The following is a 21,768-nucleotide window of genomic DNA, read 5'->3' as shown; positions in this document are numbered from 1 at the left end:
CACTCAAAGAGTGGTGGGGCGTGCAGGATTCGAACCTGCGACCAATTGATTAAAAGTCAACTGCTCTACCAACTGAGCTAACGCCCCGCAATGCGGTTTACTGCTTCATCAAAGACTTACTACATCGAAATTGGTGGGGCGTGCAGGATTCGAACCTGCGACCAATTGATTAAAAGTCAACTGCTCTACCAACTGAGCTAACGCCCCAATTTCGAGTCACTTCGGGTTTGCTTGATATCCCTTGGCAACGGCGGCATATATTACTGATTTAAGATTTTGACGCAACAAGAATTTCGATCAAGATCACCTAATGGCTCGCGTTTCGTTCGGCTTGACCAGAAAAGCAGCAAAATCTGGTCAGGCCGCACACATTACATCGCATTCAGACGTTTTTGTGCCTGCTTTGCGCCATCGGTATTTGGGAACTGTTTGATCACTTGTTGATAGACAGCTTTCGCTTTGGCGGTATCGCCTTTGTCTTGCATGATCACACCGACTTTAAACATTGCATCCGGGGCTTTGGGAGATTTTGGGTAATTTTTCACCACAGAGGCAAAATAAAACGCCGCATCATCCTTTTTCCCTTTGTTATAATTCAACTGACCGAGCCAGTAATTTGCATTTGGCTGATAAGTTGAATCTGGGTACTTCTTAATAAAACTTTGAAATGCAGCAATGGCTTCATCCTCACGGGACTTATCCTGCACCATGGCAATAGCTGCATTGTAGTCGCTGTTAGCGTCGCCACCCTGCACAGGGGCAGCCGCAGCCGGTGCAGCTGCTTCCGCACTAGCATCGGGTGCAGTTGTCGTTGCTGCACCTTGATCAGCGGCATCCGCTGCTTGCCCTGCTGCAGCACCGCTGCCGAGGCTGTCAATCTGCAATAAAATTTGCTTTTGACGCTCAACAACCTGATTCAACTGGTATTGGCTTTCCTGAATTTGACCACGCAGGGAATCAATATCATTTTGATTATCAGAAAGTTGCTGCTGGAGTTGGGTTAAAAGTTGACTGTGAGCATTAGAAATACGCTCAAGTTGAGTGACACGGTCTTCGACCGAGCCTGAGCCGACACTACTGATTGGCGCCTGAGCATTAGCGGCCCAAGGGGCCGCTATGCCAACCAGTAACGACAGACTCAACAAGTGAGATCTGAGGTTACTGTTCATACTGCTCTCTTAGTAAACCAGTACGGCACGACGGTTTTTAGCGTAAGCCGAATCGTCATGACCCAGAACTGCTGGTTTTTCTTTACCGTAAGAAACGATGGAGATCTGGTCTGCAGAAACGCCTTTACCTTGCAGGTACATCTTAACAGCGCTAGCACGACGCTCGCCCAGGGAAATGTTGTATTCCGGGGTACCACGTTCGTCCGCATGACCTTCTACAGTCACTTTGTAAGATGGGTTGCTACGCAGGAAGTTAGCGTGTGCATCCAGCATTGCAGCAAATTCAGAGCTCACATCATACTTGTCCAGACCGAAGTAGACGATGTTGTTCTGTTGCAGCTGTTGCATCTGCAGGCGAGCCTGTTCTTCAGACGACATGTTGCCATTGCTACCGTTAGCGTCCATACCAGTGCCGGCGCCCAGCATACCTTCGCCGCTCTCGTTGTTGGCGCTCTTGTTAGAACTACACGCGGCGATTGCCATAACAGGCAATGCCAGCATCAGCCCTTTCAGCACTTTGTTCAGTTGCATTTCTTTGATCCTTTAATATTTTATTATCACAGATACGGCGACCAGGCAGGGAATTTAACCTGACCATCGGTTGCCGGAAGACGCGCTTTGAAACGCCCATCTGTTGAGACCAGATTCAGCACAGATCCCATCCCCTGAGAAGAGCTGTAGATTACCATTGTGCCGTTAGGTGCCAGACTTGGCGTTTCATCCAGGAACGTTGACGATAAAGTTTGTACGCCACCCGCTACCAGATCTTGTTTGGCGATATGTTGTTGCCCACCATTGGAGCTCACCATCACCATAAACTTACCATCGGAACTCACATCAGAATCCTGGTTCTGAGAACCTTCCCAGGAAATACGTTGTGGAGCACCGCCATTAACATTCACTTTATAGATCTGTGGACGACCTGCCTGATCGGAGGTGTAAGCCAGGTTTTGGCTATCCGGGAACCAGGTTGGTTCAGTGTTATTGCTACGTCCATCGGTTACCTGACGAATCTGGCCTGAGCCAATATCCATCACATACAGGTTTAAGCTACCCGTTTTCGACAGTGCGAACGCCAGTTTGCTGCCGTCAGGAGAGAAGGTTGGCGCACCGTTATGACGTGGGAAAGAAGCGACCTGACGCACTGCGCCATTCGCCAGAGTCTGGATAACCAACGCTGAACGGCCACTTTCAAACGTAACATAAGCCACTTTGCTACCATCTGGGGACCAGGCTGGTGACATCAACGGCTGTGGAGAACGGTGAACGACAAACTGGTTGTAGCCATCGTAATCAGAAACGCGCAATTCATATGGGAACTGACCGCCGTTAGTTTGCACTACGTATGCGATACGAGTGCGGAACGCGCCTTTGATACCGGACAGTTTCTCAAACACTTCGTCGCTTGCGGTGTGACCCGCATAACGCAGCCATTGCTTGTTCACTTTGTAGGAGTTCTGTGCCAGAACTGTACCTGGTGCTCCAGAGGTGTCTACCAACTGGTACGCAACGGTATAGCCGCCATCAGCGCTCGGTGTGACCTGACCTACAACCACAGCATCAATACCCAAAGCGGTCCACGCGGCCGGTTGCACTTCCTGAGCGGAGCCAGGCTGCTGCGGTAAACGTGAACGATCCAATGGGTTGAATTTGCCACTGTTACGTAAATCAGCAGCAACGATGCCACCAATATCTTCTGGTGCTGCACCTGGGCCTGCCCATTTGAACGGCGCCACACCAATCGGACGTGCTGAGTCCACCCCTTGGGTGATTTCAATACGAACTTCTGCGTGCAGTACTGCTGCCCACAGCATTAAAAAACTTAAAGCTACTCGAAATGCCTGCTTCATCATATCTCCCTTATCTGGACCCAAAGCCCGCGATAATTTAGCAGAATGTTAACAAACTCAAATACACAAAACTACCAAAACCCTGTGACACAGCTTGGTCAGTTTTCCCCACTTTCGCGAGGAAAATTTTACTATGGCTTAAAGTCGATAGGTGCGTTTTTGAAAACTTCATACACGTCCTGGCTAGGCGGCTTCGGAATCTTCGCCAAACGCGCTGCCGCGATGGCAGCCTGACAAAGAGCCGGATCCCCACCTTCTGATTTGATATCAAGTAACAGGCCATCAGGCGCCAGTTTTATGCGCAATGAGCAGGTCTTGCCGCTAAAGGCTGGATCCTGGTAAAACTTGCTCTCAATTGCTGCTTTTATCTGCCCTGCATAACCATTGATTTCAGCACCAGAAGCGCCACTATTTTTATTATTCCCTGTCCCGGCAGCAGCAGCACTATTACCTTTCGCTCCTGCCCCAGCTTTCGGTGCATTCTTACCGGAGCTCAGGTCACCGAACAGATCGTCAACACCCGCAGCTGCTGCATTATCGGCAGCGGCTTTATCAGCTGCAGCTTTTTTCTTAGCATCTGCAGCCGCTTTCTTATCAGCGGCAGCTTTTGCAGCAGCAGCTTTTGCAGCCGCTGCCTTCTCAGCCGAAGCTTTTTCAGAGGCCGCTTTTTCTGCGGCGGCTTTTTCTGCAGCTGCAGTTGCAGCGGCTTCTTTTTTAGCCGCTTCAGCAGCGGCTTTCTTCTCTGCTTCTTGCTGCGCTTTTTTAGCCGCAGCAACAGCGACAGCAGCGGCTTTCTTCTCTGCATCAGCGGCTTTTTTAGCGGCCTCTTCAGTCGCTTTCTTCTGCGCATCCGCAGCAGCTTTCTTCGCGGCTTCTTCCGCAGCCTTCGCCTGAGCCTGAGCATCAGCTTGAGCTTTGGCGTCTGCTTTGGCTTTCGCCGCAGCGGCTTCCGCTTGTTTCTGCTGCTCTTGCGCTTCTTTGGCTGCTTCTTGTGCCTGTTTCTGCTGCTCTGTTTGCTGCTTCGCTTGTTCCTGCGCTTCGAGGCGTTCTTTCTCCAGTTGCTTCAGACGCTGTTGTTCAGCAGCCTGTTTTTCCTGAAGCTCTTCAGCCTGTTGTTGCGCTTGTTTCTCGCGTTGCTCTGCGGCACGTTTGCTGCTCGCCTGTTGCTGCTGCTCACGATTGTACTGCTGAACAACAGCACCTGGGTCGACCATGACCGCGTCAATAGCCGAACCCCCACCGCCGCCAGCACTGGCGTCGATGTGCTCGTCAAACGAACTCCAAATCAGGACGGCAATCAAGATGATATGCAGGATCACTGAGACGATTATCGCACGCTTGAGCTTATCGTTTTCTATGGTTGCCTTTGACACTATCGGTTCCCAAATATAGCAAGATATACCCGTCATACTTCATGTTGCAGGGGCGTTGGCTGCACTCCCTCACCCCAGTCACTTACTTTAGTAAGCTCCTGGGATTCACTCACTTGCCGCCTACCTGCAACATGAATTATTTAGGAATAAATCAGATTGGCTGCGTCATCAGACCGACGGATTTCACACCTGCGCTATGCAGCATGTTCAGTGCTTTGATAATTTCCTCGTAAGGAACATCTTTCGCACCACCGATCAAAAAGACCGTTTTCGGGTTTGCCTGCAAACGACGCTGTGCTTCCGCAACAACCTGTTCAGACGGCAACTGATCCATACGATCTTTCTCAACCACCACGCTGTACTGCCCTACCCCGGACACTTCAATAATGACCGGTGGTTCATCGTTACTGCTCACCGTTTGCGAATCTGTCGCTTCCGGTAAATCAACCTCAACGCTTTGCGTAATAATAGGGGCCGTTGCCATGAAAATGAGCAACAGCACTAACAGTACGTCTAGCAGAGGAACGATGTTAATTTCGGACTTTAATTCCCGACGATTACGCCCACGTCCACGTCTGGCCATGACTTACCCCTTACTGCTTATCGCTGCTGGTAAAAGCCTGACGGTGCAGGATAGCCGTGAACTCTTCCATGAAGTTGTCGTAATTCAATTCCAGTTTGTTCACTCGTTGGTTCAGGCGGTTATACGCCATAACCGCAGGGATTGCAGCGAACAAACCAATTGCGGTTGCAATCAGTGCTTCTGCGATACCTGGCGCAACCATCTGTAGGGTTGCTTGTTTTACCGCACCGAGTGCGATAAATGCATGCATGATCCCCCAAACCGTGCCAAACAGACCGATATACGGGCTGATGGAACCGACTGTTCCGAGGAAAGGAATATGAGTTTCCAGCGTTTCCAGCTCACGGCTCATGGAAATACGCATGGCGCGAGATGCCCCTTCGACAACCGCTTCAGGTGCATGTGTGTTAGCACGATGCAGTCGGGCAAACTCTTTAAAACCTGAATAGAAGATTTGCTCAGAGCCAACAAGATTGTCACGACGGCCCTGGCTTTCTTGATAGAGACGGGACAATTCAATGCCCGACCAGAACTTATCTTCAAACGCTTCTGCTTCACGAGTAGCAGCATTGAGGATTCGCGTTCGCTGAATAATGATTGCCCATGATGCAATGGAAAAACCAATCAAAATCAACATGATAAATTTGACCAGAAGGCTAGCCTTCAGGAACAAATCAAGGATATTCATGTCAGTCACTGCTTGAACTCCGCGACAATAGACTTGGGAAGCGCACGAGGCTTCATTAGGTGTGTATCAACGCAAACGATCAGGACCTCAGCTTCGTTGAGTACCTGATTATCGGCATTGACGATTCGCTGTGTAAATACCATAGAGGTACCACGCATCGATGTAATTTCACTTTGGATTTCGAGTAAATCGTCAAGTCGGGCAGGCGCAAGGTAATCTACTGTCATCCTGCGAACGACAAAAGCGATGCTTTCTGCCAACAAATCTTGTTGATTAAAGTTGTGATGGCGCAGCATCTCAGTGCGTGCTCTTTCATAAAAAGCAACATAACTGGCGTGGTAAACCACACCACCGGCGTCAGTATCTTCATAGTAGACACGAACCGGCCATCGAAACAGCGTTGTACTCACTTTACATCCCGGTAACGCAATTAAACGTTGCTACTATACGCAAGAGGATGGGGGTTGGGAATGGGTAGCACTAAACGTTAGGTAAATATTTATGGGCTTGTTATCGCCCATAAATTTTGTAAAAAAAACTTTGAGGTTAAAGAAACATCAGAAGAAAAAAATAGCCAGCCCAGCTAAGAGGACCAGTTGCGCGGGTAATGGACTAAAAACGCCCTGCCACAGCATCTTACGGGGGTGGAAGCCCACACCATGTATCACACCAGTACACACCGCCCACATCAGCAATAAACCCTGCCAGATTGCCAAGTCACTGGTTTTCGCCGCGAAACGGGACGGGTCCCAAAACATACACCCGGCCAGGATTAATGCCATGATCAAGGAAAGAGCCCTTAAAGGGCTCTTATCCATTACCGCATACAGCTTTGCGATAATTCCTTCCATCAATGTTCTTCTTTACCGACTTTAGCCGATTCTACGTGCTCAAGCGCCAGGGCGGTAATGATGCCGAAAGCACAGGCAAGAAGCGTCCCCAGAATCCATGCAAAGTACCACATAATTAGCTCCTTACTTAGTACAGAGAGTGGGTGTTGCTTTCGATATCTTCTTTGGTGATTCGGCCGAACATTTTCCAGTAACACCAAGTGGTGTAGATGAGAATGATCGGCACGAATACCGCAGCAACAAAGGTCATCACGTTCAGCGTCAGCTGGCTGGATGTCGCATCCCACATTGTCAGGCTAGCGTTCAACATGGTGCTTGAAGGCATCACGAACGGGAACATCGCCACACCAGCAGTCAAAATCACACATGCCAGTGTCAGTGAGGAGAACACAAATGCCATCGCACCTTTTTCCAGGCGGGACATCAGCACAGTCAACAGCGGCAGTACCACACCCAATGCAGGGATAAGCCACAGAATCGGCATATTATTGAAGTTCACCATCCAGGCACCTGCCTGACGTGCAACTTCTTTAACTAGCGGATTCGATGCCGCGTGGTGGTTCAACTCCGATGTCACAACGTAACCATCTATGCCGTACATCACCCAAACACCCGCCAGCGCGAAGCACACCATCATCACCAGCGCTGCGATTTGCGCCGCAACTTTGGCACGCAGATGCAGTTCACCCACAGTACGCATTTGCAGGTAAGTGGCACCCTGAGCAAGGATCATGGAGACGCTAACAACACCGGCCAACAAGCCAAACGGGTTCAGCAACTGGAAGAAGTTACCGGTGTAGTACAGACGCAGATATTCATCAACATTGAACGGCACACCCTGCAACAGGTTACCGAATGCAACACCAATGACTAACGGTGGCACGAAGCTACCGATGAAAATGCCCCAGTCCCACATGTTGCGCCAGCGCATGTCTTCAATCTTCGAACGGTAGTCAAAACCTACCGGACGGAAGAACAATGAAGCCAGAACCAGAATCATCGCTACATAGAAGCCAGAGAACGCAGCAGCGTAAACCATCGGCCAGGCGGCAAACAACGCGCCACCCGCGGTGATGAGCCAGACCTGGTTACCATCCCAGTGCGGGGCGATGGAGTTAACCATAATACGGCGTTCAACGTCTGTACGGCCAATGATGCGGGACAGCATACCTACGCCCATATCAAAGCCATCAGTGACTGCAAAACCAATCAGCAGAATGCCAACCAGCAGCCACCATATAAAACGTAATACTTCATAATCGATCATTTGACGACTCCTGTCTTAGCGTGCCGGCTGAGAAGCCACATTGGACTGCTCAAAGTGATAGCGACCTGTTTTCAGACTGCTCGGCCCAAGGCGAGCAAATTTGAACATCAGGAACAGTTCCGCCACCATAAACAGCGTGTAAAGGCCGCAAATCAATACCATGGAGAAGATCAGATCACCCACGGTCAGAGAGGAGTTAGCAACCGCAGTTGGCAATACCTCACCAACGGCCCATGGTTGACGACCGTATTCGGCAACAAACCAGCCAGATTCAATCGCAATCCACGGCAACGGCATGCCATAGAGTGCTGCACGCAGCAGCCATTTTTTCGAGCCAATTGCGTTACGTGTCACAGTCCAGAACGAGGCTGCGATGATGAACAGCATCAGGAAGCCACTACCCACCATGAGACGGAATGCAAAGTACAGCGGAGCAACGCGTGGAATAGAGTCTTTAGTTGCTTTCTGAATCTGCTCTTCCGTCGCGTCAGAGACGTTCGGGGTATAGCGTTTCAGCAACAAACCGTACCCAAGGTCTTTCTTGATGGCATTAAAGTCATCACGAACCGCCTGGTCATTAGAACCTGCGCGTAACTGTTCCAGCAGGCTATAAGCCTTCATCCCGTTACGAATACGCTCTTCGTGTTGCACCATCAGGTCTTTCAGACCGATGACTGGCGTATCCACTGAACGGGTGGCAATGATGCCCAACGCGTAAGGAATTTGAATCGCGAAGTGGTTTTCTTGCTTGTCCTGGTCAGGAATACCAAACAGCGTAAAGGCTGCCGGAGCCGGTTGAGTTTCCCACTCGGCTTCAATGGCGGCCAGCTTGGTTTTCTGCACGTCACCCATTTCGTAACCGGACTCATCGCCCAGCACGATTACAGACAGGATTGCCGCCATACCGAAGCTTGCAGCGATGGCAAAAGAACGCTTCGCAAAGGCAACATCACGGCCCTTAAGCAAGTAGTAGGAGCTGACGCCGAGGATGAAAATCGCGCCGCACACGTAGCCAGAAGCCACGGTGTGAACGAATTTAACCTGAGCAACTGGGTTCAATACCAGTTCAGAGAAGCTCACCATCTCCATACGCATGGTTTCGAAGTTGAAGTCGGAAGCAATTGGGTTTTGCATCCAACCGTTCGCGACCAGAATCCACAGAGCAGAGAGGTTGGAGCCAAGCGCCACCAGCCAGGTCACCGCCATGTGTTGAACTTTACCGAGGCGATCCCAACCAAAGAAGAATAAACCAACAAAGGTGGATTCAAGGAAGAACGCCATCAGGCCTTCGATGGCCAGAGGTGCCCCAAAAATGTCACCCACGTAGTGTGAATAGTAAGACCAGTTTGTACCAAACTGGAACTCCATGGTTAAACCAGTGGCCACACCCAGCGCAAAGTTGATACCAAACAACTTGCCCCAGAACTTGGTCATATCTTTATAGATTTGTTTACCTGACAAGACGTAAACCGTTTCCATAATGGCCAGCAAGAACGCCATACCGAGCGTGAGTGGCACAAACAGGAAATGGTACATCGCGGTCAAGGCAAACTGTAAGCGCGACAGTTCGACAATATCAAACATCATGACTCCTTGCTCTTCGCATGAAGACTCCGACCATGGTTCACCCAGAGGTTCACCACAACGCATGCCCTAATACAAAAACATTAGCTTCCAGATTTCATCTCTTCTTTTGCCTTACTTACATGTAACAAAAAAAAGATGAAAGGTTGCAAACACGTTAATAAAAACCAAAAATAATCCGCAAATATATTACCCTGCAATTTCCCTACAATAAACAGGTAATTGCTTAGAGTTATTTACATTTCTCGACATTGATCAATTTATAGCGAAAATGTCACATTCCCGCCATCTTGATCTGCAACAATTTACACACTTTCGTATACCACTTGCCAGTTTTAGATATTGATCTAGCGCAATTTATTCCCCAGTTGTTAATTTAGTTTCTCATTGAGATTAATAGTAAATTTGTTGTTAATGGTATGTTTTGCAAAACGCAGCAACGTTAATGTAAGGATGATATCTATAAAGAAAGGTTATTTATTTGAAGCAGAATTAGAAAATTAAATTTTCACGTATGGGTGATGCACCGTGTTAATCGCCTCACGCTATTTTCTTGGGTTTGTTTCTTTTTTCATTTTTAATTAACAATTATTTTACCTTTAACGTCACCATATTTAACAAGTTATTATTTTTGATAAGGTTAGTCGGCATCTTCGCATCCATTACAAAGCGCCTCGTAAGCATAGGGCTCCAAAAACCAGACAAAAAAAAGGCCGCTCAAAAGAGCGGCCAACCATGTCGAATTATTTTGGGTATACTCTTATTTCTTTACTTACTGAGGCAAAATAGATTTCAGTGCATCACCGATGTCAGCGAGGCTGCGAACGGTTTTCACGCCTGCGGCTTCCAGTGCTGCGAATTTCTCATCCGCGGTACCTTTACCACCTGAAATGATTGCACCTGCGTGCCCCATACGCTTGCCTTTCGGCGCAGTCACACCCGCGATGTAACCCACAACTGGCTTGGTCACATGCTCTTTGATGTAAGCTGCTGCTTCTTCTTCTGCACTACCACCGATCTCACCGATCATCACGATAGCTTCAGTTTTCGGATCTTCCTGGAACATCTTCAGAATGTCGATGAAGTTAGAGCCAGGGATCGGGTCGCCACCGATACCCACACAGGTGGACTGGCCCAGACCGATATCAGTAGTCTGTTTAACCGCTTCATAAGTCAGCGTACCAGAGCGGGAAACGATGCCCACTTTGCCTGGCAGGTGAATATGACCTGGCATGATGCCGATTTTGCACTCGCCCGGGGTGATTACGCCTGGGCAGTTTGGCCCAATCATGCGCACGCCCGCTTCGTCCAGTTTCACTTTCACAGTCAGCATATCCAGCGTCGGGATGCCTTCGGTGATAGTGATAATCAGCTTAATACCTGCATCAATCGCTTCCAGAATGGAATCTTTGCAGAACGGTGCTGGAACGTAGATAACAGAAGCGGTTGCGCCTGTTGCTTCTACTGCTTCACGCACGGTATTAAATACCGGCAGACCCAGGTGCTCTGTACCGCCTTTACCTGGCGTTACACCGCCAACCATTTGCGTACCGTATGCAATCGCCTGCTCGGAGTGGAAAGTCCCCTGGCTGCCGGTGAAACCCTGGCAAATCACCTTGGTGTTTTTATCGATCAAAATGGACATTATTTCCCCTCCACGGCAGCAACAACCTGCTGTGCTGCATCCGTCAGACTTTTCGCTGCAATAATATTCAGGCCACTATCTGCCAGTTTCTTCGCACCCAGTTCCGCGTTGTTACCTTCCAGACGGACAACCACTGGAACGTTGACACCCACTTCTGCAACCGCACCGATGATACCGTCTGCAATCAGGTCGCAACGTACGATACCGCCGAAGATGTTAACCAGAACCGCTTTCACTTTGTCGTCAGACAAAATGATTTTGAATGCTTCAGTCACGCGCTCTTTGGTTGCGCCACCGCCAACGTCCAGGAAGTTAGCAGGTTCACCACCGTGCAGTTTAACGATGTCCATGGTGCCCATTGCCAGGCCCGCACCGTTAACCATGCAACCGATGTTGCCATCAAGAGCAACGTAGTTCAGTTCCCACTGTGCAGCCTGAGATTCACGCGCATCTTCCTGGCTTGGGTCACGCATTTCGCGCAGCTCTGGCTGGCGGAACAATGCGTTGCCATCGGCACCCAGCTTGCCATCCAGACAAATCAAGTCGCCCTGCTTGGTGATAACCAGCGGGTTGATTTCGATAAGTGCCAGGTCGCGATCAAGGAAGATGTTCGCCAGACCCATAAAGATCTTGGTGAACTGCTGAACCTGCTTACCTTCCAGACCCAGTTTGAACGCCAGTTCACGGCCTTGATAAGGCATTGGGCCTGCCAGCGGATCCAGAGCAACTTTGTGGATCAGATGCGGGGTTTCTTCCGCAACTTTTTCAATTTCAACGCCACCTTCGGTGGACGCCATGAACACGACGCGACGGGAGCTACGATCAACCACCGCGCCAAGATACAGTTCTTTATCAATGTCAGTCGCAGCTTCAACCAGAATCTGGTGAACTGGCTGGCCATTAGCATCAGTTTGGTAAGTCACCAGGCGTTTACCCAGCCAGTGTTCAGCAAAAGCACGGATGTCTTCTTTGCTGTTTACCACTTTCACGCCGCCCGCTTTACCGCGGCCACCAGCATGAACCTGACATTTTACCACCCACGGGCCTGCGCCAATTTTAGACGCTGCTTCTTCCGCTTCACGCGGCGTGTTACAGGCATAACCGACTGGAGCCGGCAGGCCATATCGAGCAAACAACTGTTTCGCCTGATACTCGTGTAAGTTCATGAGTTCTATCCATCCTTCATAAAAACATGTAAGTCAGTTGTCGCAACTTTCGCCGAAAGACCGACCTACAAGGCAGGTGATAATTGTAGGCCCGGCAGCTTTGGCCACCGGGCGTAGGGTACTACACGTCCAGCAGCAGACGAGTTGGGTCTTCCAGCAGCTCTTTAATTGCCACCAGATAGCCCACGGACTCGCGGCCATCGATCAGACGGTGATCGTAAGACAGTGCCAGATACATCATTGGCAGGATCTCAACTTTACCGTCGACCGCCATTGGTCGGTCTTTAATAGCGTGCATGCCGAGGATCGCGCTCTGCGGCGGGTTGATGATCGGCGTAGACATCAGTGAACCAAACACACCACCGTTGGTGATGGTGAAGTTACCGCCGGTCAAGTCTTCCACGGTCAGCTTGCCGTCACGGCCTTTCACAGCCAGTTCTTTAATGCGTTTTTCGATGTCAGCCATACCGAGGGTATCAACGTCACGCAGTACTGGCGTGACCAGACCACGCGGCGTGGAAACCGCGATGCTAACGTCGAAGTAGTTGTGGTAAACCACGTCTTCGCCATCGATAGAAGCATTCACTTCTGGATAACGTTTCAGCGCTTCAACAACAGCTTTGATGTAGAAGGACATGAAGCCCAGACGCACACCGTGGCGTTTCTCGAAAGAGTCACCGTACTGCTTACGCAGATCCATGATAGGTTTCATGTTCACTTCGTTAAACGTAGTGAGCATGGCGGTGGAGTTTTTCGCTTCCAGGAGACGCTCGGCAACACGCTTACGCAGACGTGTCATCGGAACGCGTTTTTCGCTACGACCCGCCAGTGGAGCAACCGGTGCTTTGGTTTCTGCAGCAGCTTTGGCTTGTGCAGGTTGAGCTGCCTTCGCCTGAGTCAGATGTTTATCAACATCTTCACGGGTGATACGACCACCCACACCGCTGCCTTTAATGGCATTAGCGTCCAGGGAATGCTCAGCAATCAGGCGGCGAATAGCCGGGCTGAGTGCATCATTGTTCTGCTCTTCCAAAGAAGCCTGCTGGCGCTGTGCCGGAGTAGACTCTTTGCTTTCTGCTTTCGCGGTGGTCTCTTTGCCAGTGCTGTTGCCTTCACGCAGGCGGCCCAGGATTTGACGAGAGGTGACAGTTGTCCCTTCATCTTCCAGTACAGCATCCAGAATACCATCTGCAGACGCCGGTACTTCCAGTACCACTTTGTCAGTTTCGATTTCCACCAGCACTTCGTCACGGGTAACAGTGTCGCCCGGTTTTTTATGCCAGGTGGCGACAGTCGCATCGGCAACGGACTCAGGCAGGTCAGGAACTAGAATATCTACGCTACTCATTTTTTATCCTTTATTTAATCGACGTTCAGCGCGTCATTAACCAGATCTTGCTGCTGTTTCTGGTGAACGGACAAGTACCCTACCGCAGGTGATGCGGAGGCTGGACGACCTGCATAACTCAGGGCTGATCCAAATGAAATCACTTCACGGAAATGGTGCTGGCTGCAGTACCATGCGCCCTGGTTAAGCGGCTCTTCCTGGCACCACACAAAATCATGTACGTGAGCAAAGGGTTTTAATGCTTCCTGCACCGCATGGTGCGGGAATGGATACAACTGTTCGATGCGCACAATCGCCACATCTTTTTGATCGTTCTTACGACGCTGTTCCAGCAAATCGTAATAAACCTTACCAGAACACATGACCACGCGTTTCACGCCTGCTGGGTCTAACTCGTCCACTTCACCAATCGCTGGCAGGAAGCTGCCATTAGCCAGTTCGTCGAGCGTAGAAACCGCCTGCGGATGACGCAGCAGGGATTTCGGTGACATGACAATCAGTGGACGACGCATACCGCGCAACGCCTGACGACGCAACATGTGGTAAACCTGCGCGGGAGTAGAAGGCACGCAAACTTGCATGTTCTGCTCAGCACACAGCTGGAGATAACGTTCCAGACGTGCGGATGAGTGCTCTGGGCCCTGGCCTTCGTAGCCGTGCGGCAACAGCATAACCAGACCACACATACGGCCCCATTTCTGCTCGCCGGAGCTGATGAACTGGTCGATAACCACCTGAGCACCGTTGGCGAAATCGCCGAACTGAGCTTCCCAGATAGTCAGCGTACGAGGTTCCGCAGTGGCATAACCGTATTCAAACGCCAGAACCGCTTCTTCAGACAGTACGGAGTCCCAAACTTTGAACTCGCCCTGGCTGTTGTGAACGTGTTGCAGCGGGGTGTAAGTCGAACCGTTGGTTTGGTTGTGAATCACAGCGTGACGGTGGAAGAACGTACCACGCCCCACATCTTCACCAGACAGACGCACAGCAACACCTTCATCAACCAGAGTTGCATACGCCAGGTTTTCTGCCGCGCCCCAGTCGAATTTCTTCGCGCCGTTCGCCATTTCCGTGCGGTCACTGTAGATTTTCGCCACACGTGCTTGCATCTCAACCGTTTCAGGCGCGCTGCTAATACGTTTAGCCAGCTCCTGCAAACGCTTCATTTCTACCTTGTTCGGATAACTCTCATCCCACTCGTGGTTGAGGTATGGCGACCAGGTAAAGGAATGCATGTTCATTGGGCGGTATTCTTTCACCACACATTCACCGGCATCCAGCGCATCACGGTAAAGGTTTACCATTTCAGTGGCATCTTCAAGTGTGGCCAGCTTTTGCTGCTCCAGACGGTCAGCATAGATCTTACGCGGCGTCGGGTGTTTCTTGATTTTCTGGTACATCATTGGCTGAGTTGCACTTGGCTCATCAGCTTCGTTATGACCATGGCGACGGTAGCAAACCAGGTCGATAAACACGTCGCGCTTAAAGGTGTTACGGAAGTCCAACGCCAGACGAGTAACAAACGCCACCGCTTCTGGGTCATCTGCATTCACGTGGAAAATGGGTGCCATCACCATTTTACCGATATCGGTACAGTACGGTGTGGAACGCGCATCCAGTGGGTTAGATGTGGTGAAACCAATCTGGTTGTTGATAACGATGCGAACGGTACCGCCCACTTCGTAGCCACGCGCTTTAGACATGTTCAGGGTTTCCTGAACCACGCCCTGACCGGCAACCGCTGCGTCACCATGAATGGTGATTGGCAGAACCTGGTTGCTGCCTGGTTTATCCAGCCTGTCCAGACGTGCACGCACAGAACCAATAACCACAGGGCTTACGATTTCGAGGTGCGACGGGTTAAATGCCAGCGCCAGGTGAACCAGGCCGCCTTCGGTTTCAACGTCAGATGAGAAGCCCATGTGGTACTTCACATCACCAGTGCCGAGGTGCTCTTTATGTTTACCGGCAAACTCGTCGAACAACTCCTGCGGCTTTTTACCCAGTACGTTGATCAGTACGTTCAGGCGGCCACGGTGTGCCATCCCCAGAACCACTTCACGTGTGCCGCTCTTACCCGCATGGCGGATCATCTCTTTGAGCATTGGCACCAATGCGTCACCGCCTTCCAGCGAGAAGCGTTTAGCGCCTGGGAATTTCGCACCCAGATAACGCTCAAGGCCTTCAGCCGCAGTCAGTTCGCTCAGGAAGCGTTTTTTCTCTTCAACAGTAAATGTTGAGTGCCCCACCACTGATTCGATGCGCTGTTGAATCCAGCGTTTCTCTTCAGTACTGGTGATGTGCATATATTCCGCACCAATCGAACCACCGTAAGTCTGCTCGAGCGCATCAATCAGGTCAGCAAGCTTCATGGTTTCTTTGCCGCTGGCAAAAGAACCCACGTTGAAAGTTTCCTTAAGATCGGCATCAGTCAGATTGTGGTAAGCGGGATCCAAGTCAGCAACCGCGTCCTGCTTCCACAGGCCAAGCGGGTCAAGGTTAGCTGCTTGATGACCACGGAAACGCCAGGCGTTGATCAACTGCAGGACTTTGACTTGCTTAACGTCAGTGTCAGGGTCGGTAATTGCGGTGGAATAACGTGAGGCATCCTTCGCCAGACGACGAAAATAATCACGTGTTTTAGAATGGAATTGATCCGGTTTGGCCCCGGTTCCAGGTAATTGCTGGAACATTGAGCGCCAATGCGCATCAACAGAGTCAGGATCGGTTAAGAAGTCTTCATAGAGCTGCTCTATCCAGGACTGGTTTGCACCTGCCAGGTAAGAGGAATCCAGCCAGGCTTTCATTTCGCCGTTCTGCATCGTGATCCCTTAAGCATTTTTATGCTTATTTCGCCGTGAATAACTATTACGTACAGAATACAGAAGTTGTACGCATTACCGGGGTTCACAACAACGAGCCATTGACTTGTCAGGCAGCTCGTGAAGGAACCTTTAAAAACTGTCGCTGTATCAAATGACGTAGGGCAGTTTTTAAAGGTTTCCTGCAATTTCCCCTCCCTGCGGGAGGGGAAACAACATTAGGCACTCTTTTGCAGCAACATCGACTTAATATGGCCGATGGCTTTCGTCGGGTTTAGCCCCTTAGGACAAACACTGACGCAATTCATGATGCCATGACAGCGGAATACACTGAAAGCATCACTGAGACCGTCAAGACGACTGGCGGTTTCAGTATCACGGCTATCGATCAAGAAACGATACGCCGCCAGTAAACCTGCAGGCCCGATGAACTTATCAGGGTTCCACCAGAAGGACGGACAGGACGTCGAGCAGCACGCGCAAAGAATACACTCGTACAGGCCATCCAGTTTTTCACGCTGCTCAGGTGACTGTAAATGCTCACGAGCCGGTGGATTTTGTCCATTATTCAACAGGTAAGGCTTAATCTTCTCATATTGAGTATAGAATTGCCCCATGTCTACAACCAGATCTCGCACAACAGGCAATCCCGGTAGTGGGCGGACAACAATCTTCTGCTTTCCGTTACCTAACGCTGAGATTGGCGTGATACAAGCCAAGCCATTCTTACCGTTCATGTTCACGCCATCGGAGCCACACACCCCTTCACGGCACGAACGACGAAACGACAACGACGGATCTTTTTCTTTCAGTTGCATCAGCGCGTCAAGCAACATCATGTCGCGCCCTTCTTCCCCTTCCAGGGTGTACTCCTGCATACGCGGAGCATCGTCAACATCCGGGTTGTAGCGATAAATTGAGAATTCGAGTTTCATCACTTTGCTCCGCTATTAATAAGTACGCACTTTCGGTGGGAATGCCGGACGCAGTTTCGGCTGCATGTTCACCTCACGGCGAGTCATGCTTTCCGAAGCAGGCAGATACAAGCTATGACACAGCCAGTTTTCATCGTCACGGTCCGGATAGTCGAAGCGGCTATGCGCGCCACGGCTTTCGGTGCGGTAGTTAGCGGATACAGCGGTCGCGAATGCGGTTTCCATCAGGTTATCCAGCTCCAGGCACTCAACGCGCTGGGTGTTGAACTCACTTGAAGTGTCATCCAGACGGGCATTTTTCAGGCGCTCGCGGATTTGTTTCAGTTGCTCAAGGCCTTTCGCCATTGCGTCACCTTCGCGGAATACCGAGAAGTTATTCTGCATACATTCCTGAAGCGCTTTGCGGATTTGCACGGGATCTTCACCGTCGCGGTTATTGTTCCAGCGGTTCATGCGTTCCAGAGCGGCATTAATATCGTCTTCGCTGGCATCACGCAGTTCGCCTTGCTCAGCGATACATTCCAGCAGATGCAAGCCAGCAGCGCGACCAAACACCACCAAATCCAGCAGCGAGTTACCGCCCAGACGGTTGGCACCGTGAACAGAAACGCAGGCGATTTCGCCCACTGCAAACAGCCCAGGAATGACAACGTCTTCGCCCTGCTCGTTCACCGTCAGCGCCTGACCCGTCACTTTGGTCGGGATCCCGCCCATCATATAGTGGCAAGTTGGGATAACCGGAATCGGTTCTTTAACCGGGTCAACGTGTGCAAAGGTGCGCGACAGTTCAAGGATGCCCGGCAGACGGGATTCCAGAACGTCTTTACCCAAGTGGTCGAGTTTCAGTTTAGCGTGTGGACCCCATGGGCCATCGCAACCACGACCTTCGCGGATTTCAATCATGATGGAACGTGCTACTACGTCACGGCCCGCCAGGTCTTTGGCGTTTGGTGCATAACGCTCCATGAAACGCTCGCCGTGTTTGTTCAGCAGATAACCGCCTTCACCACGACAACCTTCTGTGACCAGAACGCCCGCACCAGCAATGCCGGTTGGGTGGAACTGCCACATTTCCATATCTTGTACCGGCACGCCAGCACGCAGCGCCATGCCAACACCGTCACCGGTATTAATGTGCGCGTTAGTGGTGGACTGATAAATACGGCCCGCACCACCGGTTGCCAGAATGGTCGCTTTCGCTTTGAAGTAAACCACTTCGCCAGTTTCGATACACAGCGCAGTCGTACCGACCACGGCGCCATCGGCGTTTTTCACCAGATCAAGCGCATACCATTCGGAGAAAATAGTGGTTTTGTTTTTCAGGTTTTGTTGATACAGCGTGTGCAACAACGCGTGACCAGTACGGTCAGCCGCCGCCGCAGTACGTGCCGCTTGCTCGCCGCCGAAGTTCTTCGACTGGCCGCCAAACGGACGTTGGTAAATGGTGCCGTCTTCAAGACGGGAGAACGGCATTCCCATATGATCCAGTTCCAGAATCGCTTCCGGCCCGGTTTTACACATATATTCAATGGCGTCCTGGTCACCGATATAGTCGGAACCTTTTACCGTGTCGTACATATGCCATTCCCAGTTGTCTTCGTGGGTATTACCGAGTGCTACGGTAATACCGCCCTGCGCAGACACAGTATGGGAACGGGTTGGGAAAACTTTAGACAGCAAGGCACAAGTCTGGCCTGACTGGGAAATCTGCAGTGCGGCGCGCATACCTGCGCCACCAGCACCGATGACGACTGCATCAAACTCTCTGACTGGTAAATTCATTACACACCCCACACCACAACGAATCCATAAATGACGTAAACCAGCAGTGCAACAACAATCAGCAGTTGCAGCCCAAGACGAATCGCCACTGGTTTAACGTAGTCGGTCAACACCTGCCACATGCCAATCCAGGCATGGATCAAAATTGAGAACAATGTCAGCAGGGTGAACACTTTGGTGAAGGCGGAGGTAAAGAACCCGCTCCAGACCTCGTAGGTTAAATCGCCGGTAACAGCGAAGAACCCGATCATATAAATGATGTACAGGGTGATTACGATGGCGGAGGCACGAACCAAAATATAGTCATGCACACCATTGCGACCTAATGCGGAGGCATTGCTTACCATACGAGGACTCCTGCGAGAATTGAAAGCACGACAGTTATAACAAAGGAAATCATCGCGGATCGTTTGCCCGCTATCAGGGTTTCTTCCAGCAAACCGGTGTCCATCATGATGTGGCGAATACCCACAACAACGTGATAAGCCAGCGCGGTGAGGATGCCCCACATAATGAATGTAACAAAGAAGCTATCCATTATTGCTGAAGCAACAAGGAAGCCTTCTGGAGATGAGAGTGACTGACCCAATAACCAAAGTAAGATGCCAACAGCCACAAAGGTGATCACGCCGGATACACGATGGAGGATGGAAGCGATTGCAGTGACTGGGAACCTCATCGTTGTGAGATCGAGGTTTACTGGTCTTTGTTTTTTCGCATTTTTTATCATGAATAGCGCCCACATGCTGTTCTTATTGTTTCCTTCCTCCGGTCCTGCAGGTGGGGTCAGACAGCGTGAACTTTCTATAACTGTGCGTCATGCAAAAACAGCTACATCCAGATGCCAAAAAACTGGCTACAACGCTGGGTGGCGCCCGGTGGCAGGGTGTTCCGGAGACCTGGCCGCAGTATAGGCTCTTCACAAATTCATTACAATTGACCTACATATATAGATTGAAGGGTTTTATTCGGAACAGTGAGCAGGATCACGATAACAACATTATTTTAAATTTTAATCATCTGATTTGACAAAAGTTAAACATTCTTGTTACAAACGGTGCCAGAAAAGCCGTATAATTCGTAAAAGTTATAGGGTCAGCCTTTCACCTGAGAATAAGTTATGTAACAGTGTGTCGGTATTGACCCAGTCGATTAGGACAGTTATTAGTGGTAAACAGGTTTGAATGATATGGACTGCTAACACCTTGATTTGCTGATTTTTCGCCTGCGTGGCATGTGTTACCTGCAAACGCCCATTGCTCTGTACCCTGGCTGTACACAATCAAAACAGAGCCACGAGCAAATAAAAAACTGGTAACGGACACGGTAGTGTTTTAATGCAAATCAGGAATCCCGCAGTCTGATGAAATAAGGCGCTAAGGAGACCGTAAATGGCTGATAGAAAAGCAACCCTCACCTATAACGGTGGTGATGCTCTGGAACTGAATGTGCTAAAAGGTACACTCGGTCAGGATGTAATTGATATCCGTAGTCTTGGTTCTAAAGGTGTGTTCACTTTTGACCCGGGTTTCACCTCTACTGCATCATGTGAGTCAAAAATCACCTTTATCGACGGTGATGAAGGCATCTTGTTGCACCGTGGTTTCCCAATCGATCAACTGGCAACCCACTCCAACTATCTTGAAGTCTGCTATATCCTGCTGAATGGTGAAAAACCGACTCAGGAACAGTACGAAGAGTTTAAAACTACCGTCACCCGTCACACCATGATCCACGAACAAATCACCCGTTTGTTCCACGGTTTCCGTCGTGACTCCCATCCGATGGCGGTAATGTGCGGCGTGACCGGTGCGCTGGCGGCGTTTTATCATGATTCTATGGACGTGAATAACCCGCGCCACCGTGAGATTGCAGCGTTCCGTCTGCTGTCCAAAATGCCGACTATGGCGGCGATGTGTTACAAATATTCTATTGGCCAGCCGTTCGTGTACCCGCGCAACGACCTGTCCTACTCCGGTAACTTCCTGAACATGATGTTCTCCACTCCGTGTGAGAAATACGAAGTTAACCCGATTCTCGAACGTGCAATGGACCGAATTCTGATCCTGCATGCTGACCACGAGCAAAACGCTTCTACCTCTACCGTCCGTACCGCAGGCTCTTCTGGCGCGAACCCGTTCGCCTGTATTGCTGCCGGTATCGCATCCCTGTGGGGACCTGCGCACGGTGGAGCTAACGAAGCTGCTCTGAAGATGCTGGAAGAAATCAGCAGCGTTGAACACATTCCAGAATTCATCCGTCGCGCGAAAGATAAGAATGACTCTTTCCGTCTGATGGGCTTTGGCCACCGCGTGTACAAAAACTATGACCCGCGTGCCACTGTCATGCGTGAAACCTGCCATGAAGTTCTCAAAGAGCTGGATCTGAAAGATAACAGCCTGCTGGAAGTGGCGATGGAACTTGAGCATATCGCGCTTAACGACCCGTACTTCATCGAGAAGAAACTCTACCCGAACGTGGACTTCTACTCCGGTATCATCTTGAAAGCGATGGGGATTCCATCTTCCATGTTTACCGTTATCTTCGCGATGGCGCGTACCGTGGGTTGGATTGCTCACTGGAACGAAATGCATGACGACGGCATTAAAATCGCCCGTCCACGTCAGTTGTACACTGGCTACGAACAGCGTGACTTCACTTCAGATTTGAAGAAATAAGTTCGATGCTGGAAATAAAAACGCGCC

General features: G+C 50.4%; 21 protein-coding genes and 2 tRNA genes. 2 read left to right on the top strand and 21 right to left on the bottom strand.

Annotation, left to right across the window (positions count from 1 at the left end):
- Window positions 1-11 precede the first annotated feature (11 nt).
- From VJY99_RS18970 to sdhC, 21 genes are all read right to left on the bottom strand, one after another.
- Window positions 12-87: transfer RNA gene (locus VJY99_RS18970), tRNA-Lys, on the bottom strand.
- Window positions 88-131: 44 nt separating this feature from the next.
- A tRNA-Lys gene (locus VJY99_RS18965) sits at window positions 132-207 on the bottom strand.
- Window positions 208-371: 164 nt separating this feature from the next.
- The gene (gene cpoB, locus VJY99_RS18960; protein ID WP_324121250.1) at window positions 372-1,169 is read right to left on the bottom strand and encodes a cell division protein CpoB; all 798 of its coding nucleotides are present in this window, start codon (window positions 1,167-1,169) and stop codon (window positions 372-374) included.
- Between the two features lie 9 nt (window positions 1,170-1,178).
- On the bottom strand, window positions 1,179-1,700 hold the full coding sequence (gene pal / locus VJY99_RS18955) for a peptidoglycan-associated lipoprotein Pal (protein WP_324121248.1): 522 nt from the start codon (window positions 1,698-1,700) through the stop codon (window positions 1,179-1,181).
- 26 nt (window positions 1,701-1,726) lie between these two features.
- Entirely contained in the window at window positions 1,727-3,019 is a 1,293-nt protein-coding gene (gene tolB, locus VJY99_RS18950; RefSeq protein ID WP_324121246.1) for a Tol-Pal system beta propeller repeat protein TolB, read from the bottom strand.
- Between the two features lie 131 nt (window positions 3,020-3,150).
- Window positions 3,151-4,392, bottom strand: a complete 1,242-nt coding sequence (gene tolA, locus VJY99_RS18945; protein WP_324121244.1) for a cell envelope integrity protein TolA — start codon at window positions 4,390-4,392, stop codon at window positions 3,151-3,153.
- Between the two features lie 151 nt (window positions 4,393-4,543).
- The gene (gene tolR / locus VJY99_RS18940) at window positions 4,544-4,975 is read right to left on the bottom strand and encodes a colicin uptake protein TolR (protein ID WP_324121242.1); all 432 of its coding nucleotides are present in this window, start codon (window positions 4,973-4,975) and stop codon (window positions 4,544-4,546) included.
- A 10-nt stretch (window positions 4,976-4,985) separates the two neighbouring features.
- On the bottom strand, window positions 4,986-5,672 hold the full coding sequence (tolQ, locus tag VJY99_RS18935; RefSeq protein WP_139881743.1) for a Tol-Pal system protein TolQ: 687 nt from the start codon (window positions 5,670-5,672) through the stop codon (window positions 4,986-4,988).
- Window positions 5,669-6,073, bottom strand: coding sequence for a tol-pal system-associated acyl-CoA thioesterase (gene ybgC / locus VJY99_RS18930; protein ID WP_324121239.1), 405 nt, complete (start codon window positions 6,071-6,073; stop codon window positions 5,669-5,671). The genes tolQ and ybgC overlap by 4 nt, the downstream gene beginning before the upstream one ends.
- A 147-nt stretch (window positions 6,074-6,220) precedes the next feature.
- Window positions 6,221-6,514 carry a cyd operon protein YbgE gene (ybgE, locus tag VJY99_RS18925; RefSeq protein ID WP_324121237.1) on the bottom strand — a complete coding sequence of 98 codons (294 nt, stop codon included), beginning with the start codon at window positions 6,512-6,514 and terminating at the stop codon, window positions 6,221-6,223.
- Window positions 6,514-6,627: a cytochrome bd-I oxidase subunit CydX gene (gene cydX / locus VJY99_RS18920; protein WP_324121235.1), complete on the bottom strand. Its 114-nt coding sequence runs from the start codon at window positions 6,625-6,627 to the stop codon at window positions 6,514-6,516. Before cydX ends, ybgE begins: the two co-directional genes overlap by 1 nt.
- A 14-nt stretch (window positions 6,628-6,641) precedes the next feature.
- Window positions 6,642-7,781: a cytochrome d ubiquinol oxidase subunit II gene (gene cydB / locus VJY99_RS18915; protein ID WP_324121233.1), complete on the bottom strand. Its 1,140-nt coding sequence runs from the start codon at window positions 7,779-7,781 to the stop codon at window positions 6,642-6,644.
- A gap of 15 nt (window positions 7,782-7,796) precedes the next feature.
- Window positions 7,797-9,365, bottom strand: coding sequence for a cytochrome ubiquinol oxidase subunit I (gene cydA, locus VJY99_RS18910; RefSeq protein ID WP_324121231.1), 1,569 nt, complete (start codon window positions 9,363-9,365; stop codon window positions 7,797-7,799).
- A gap of 772 nt (window positions 9,366-10,137) precedes the next feature.
- Entirely contained in the window at window positions 10,138-11,010 is an 873-nt protein-coding gene (sucD, locus tag VJY99_RS18905) for a succinate--CoA ligase subunit alpha (protein WP_324121229.1), read from the bottom strand.
- Window positions 11,010-12,176, bottom strand: coding sequence for an ADP-forming succinate--CoA ligase subunit beta (gene sucC / locus VJY99_RS18900; RefSeq protein ID WP_324121227.1), 1,167 nt, complete (start codon window positions 12,174-12,176; stop codon window positions 11,010-11,012). The genes sucD and sucC overlap by 1 nt, the downstream gene beginning before the upstream one ends.
- A gap of 121 nt (window positions 12,177-12,297) precedes the next feature.
- Window positions 12,298-13,524: a 2-oxoglutarate dehydrogenase complex dihydrolipoyllysine-residue succinyltransferase gene (gene odhB, locus VJY99_RS18895; RefSeq protein ID WP_324121225.1), complete on the bottom strand. Its 1,227-nt coding sequence runs from the start codon at window positions 13,522-13,524 to the stop codon at window positions 12,298-12,300.
- A 14-nt stretch (window positions 13,525-13,538) separates the two neighbouring features.
- Window positions 13,539-16,346 (bottom strand): 2-oxoglutarate dehydrogenase E1 component, encoded by a 2,808-nt coding sequence (sucA, locus tag VJY99_RS18890; RefSeq protein WP_324121223.1) that lies wholly within the window; start codon window positions 16,344-16,346, stop codon window positions 13,539-13,541.
- A 218-nt stretch (window positions 16,347-16,564) separates the two neighbouring features.
- Window positions 16,565-17,281, bottom strand: coding sequence for a succinate dehydrogenase iron-sulfur subunit (locus VJY99_RS18885; RefSeq protein ID WP_324121221.1), 717 nt, complete (start codon window positions 17,279-17,281; stop codon window positions 16,565-16,567).
- A gap of 15 nt (window positions 17,282-17,296) precedes the next feature.
- Complete coding sequence (sdhA, locus tag VJY99_RS18880) at window positions 17,297-19,063, bottom strand: succinate dehydrogenase flavoprotein subunit (protein WP_324121219.1); 1,767 nt, start codon at window positions 19,061-19,063, stop codon at window positions 17,297-17,299.
- A complete protein-coding gene (sdhD, locus tag VJY99_RS18875) occupies window positions 19,063-19,410 on the bottom strand; it encodes a succinate dehydrogenase membrane anchor subunit (RefSeq protein ID WP_324121217.1) in 348 nt (115 codons plus the stop codon). The genes sdhA and sdhD overlap by 1 nt, the downstream gene beginning before the upstream one ends.
- Window positions 19,404-19,808, bottom strand: a complete 405-nt coding sequence (gene sdhC, locus VJY99_RS18870) for a succinate dehydrogenase cytochrome b556 subunit (protein ID WP_324121215.1) — start codon at window positions 19,806-19,808, stop codon at window positions 19,404-19,406. Before sdhC ends, sdhD begins: the two co-directional genes overlap by 7 nt.
- A 280-nt stretch (window positions 19,809-20,088) precedes the next feature.
- Here sdhC and VJY99_RS19710 point away from each other — a divergent pair, with 280 nt between their 5' ends.
- Window positions 20,089-20,247: a hypothetical protein gene (locus VJY99_RS19710; RefSeq protein WP_422653024.1), complete on the top strand. Its 159-nt coding sequence runs from the start codon at window positions 20,089-20,091 to the stop codon at window positions 20,245-20,247.
- 207 nt (window positions 20,248-20,454) lie between these two features.
- Window positions 20,455-21,741 carry a citrate synthase gene (gltA, locus tag VJY99_RS18865; RefSeq protein WP_324121213.1) on the top strand — a complete coding sequence of 429 codons (1,287 nt, stop codon included), beginning with the start codon at window positions 20,455-20,457 and terminating at the stop codon, window positions 21,739-21,741.
- Window positions 21,742-21,768 lie beyond the last annotated feature (27 nt).

Source organism: Buttiauxella sp. (assembly GCF_035271705.1).
In the GTDB taxonomy this organism is placed as follows: Bacteria; Pseudomonadota; Gammaproteobacteria; order Enterobacterales; family Enterobacteriaceae; genus Buttiauxella.
Note: the sequence above shows the minus strand (reverse complement) of the source record. Positions and strands in the feature narration are given on the sequence as shown.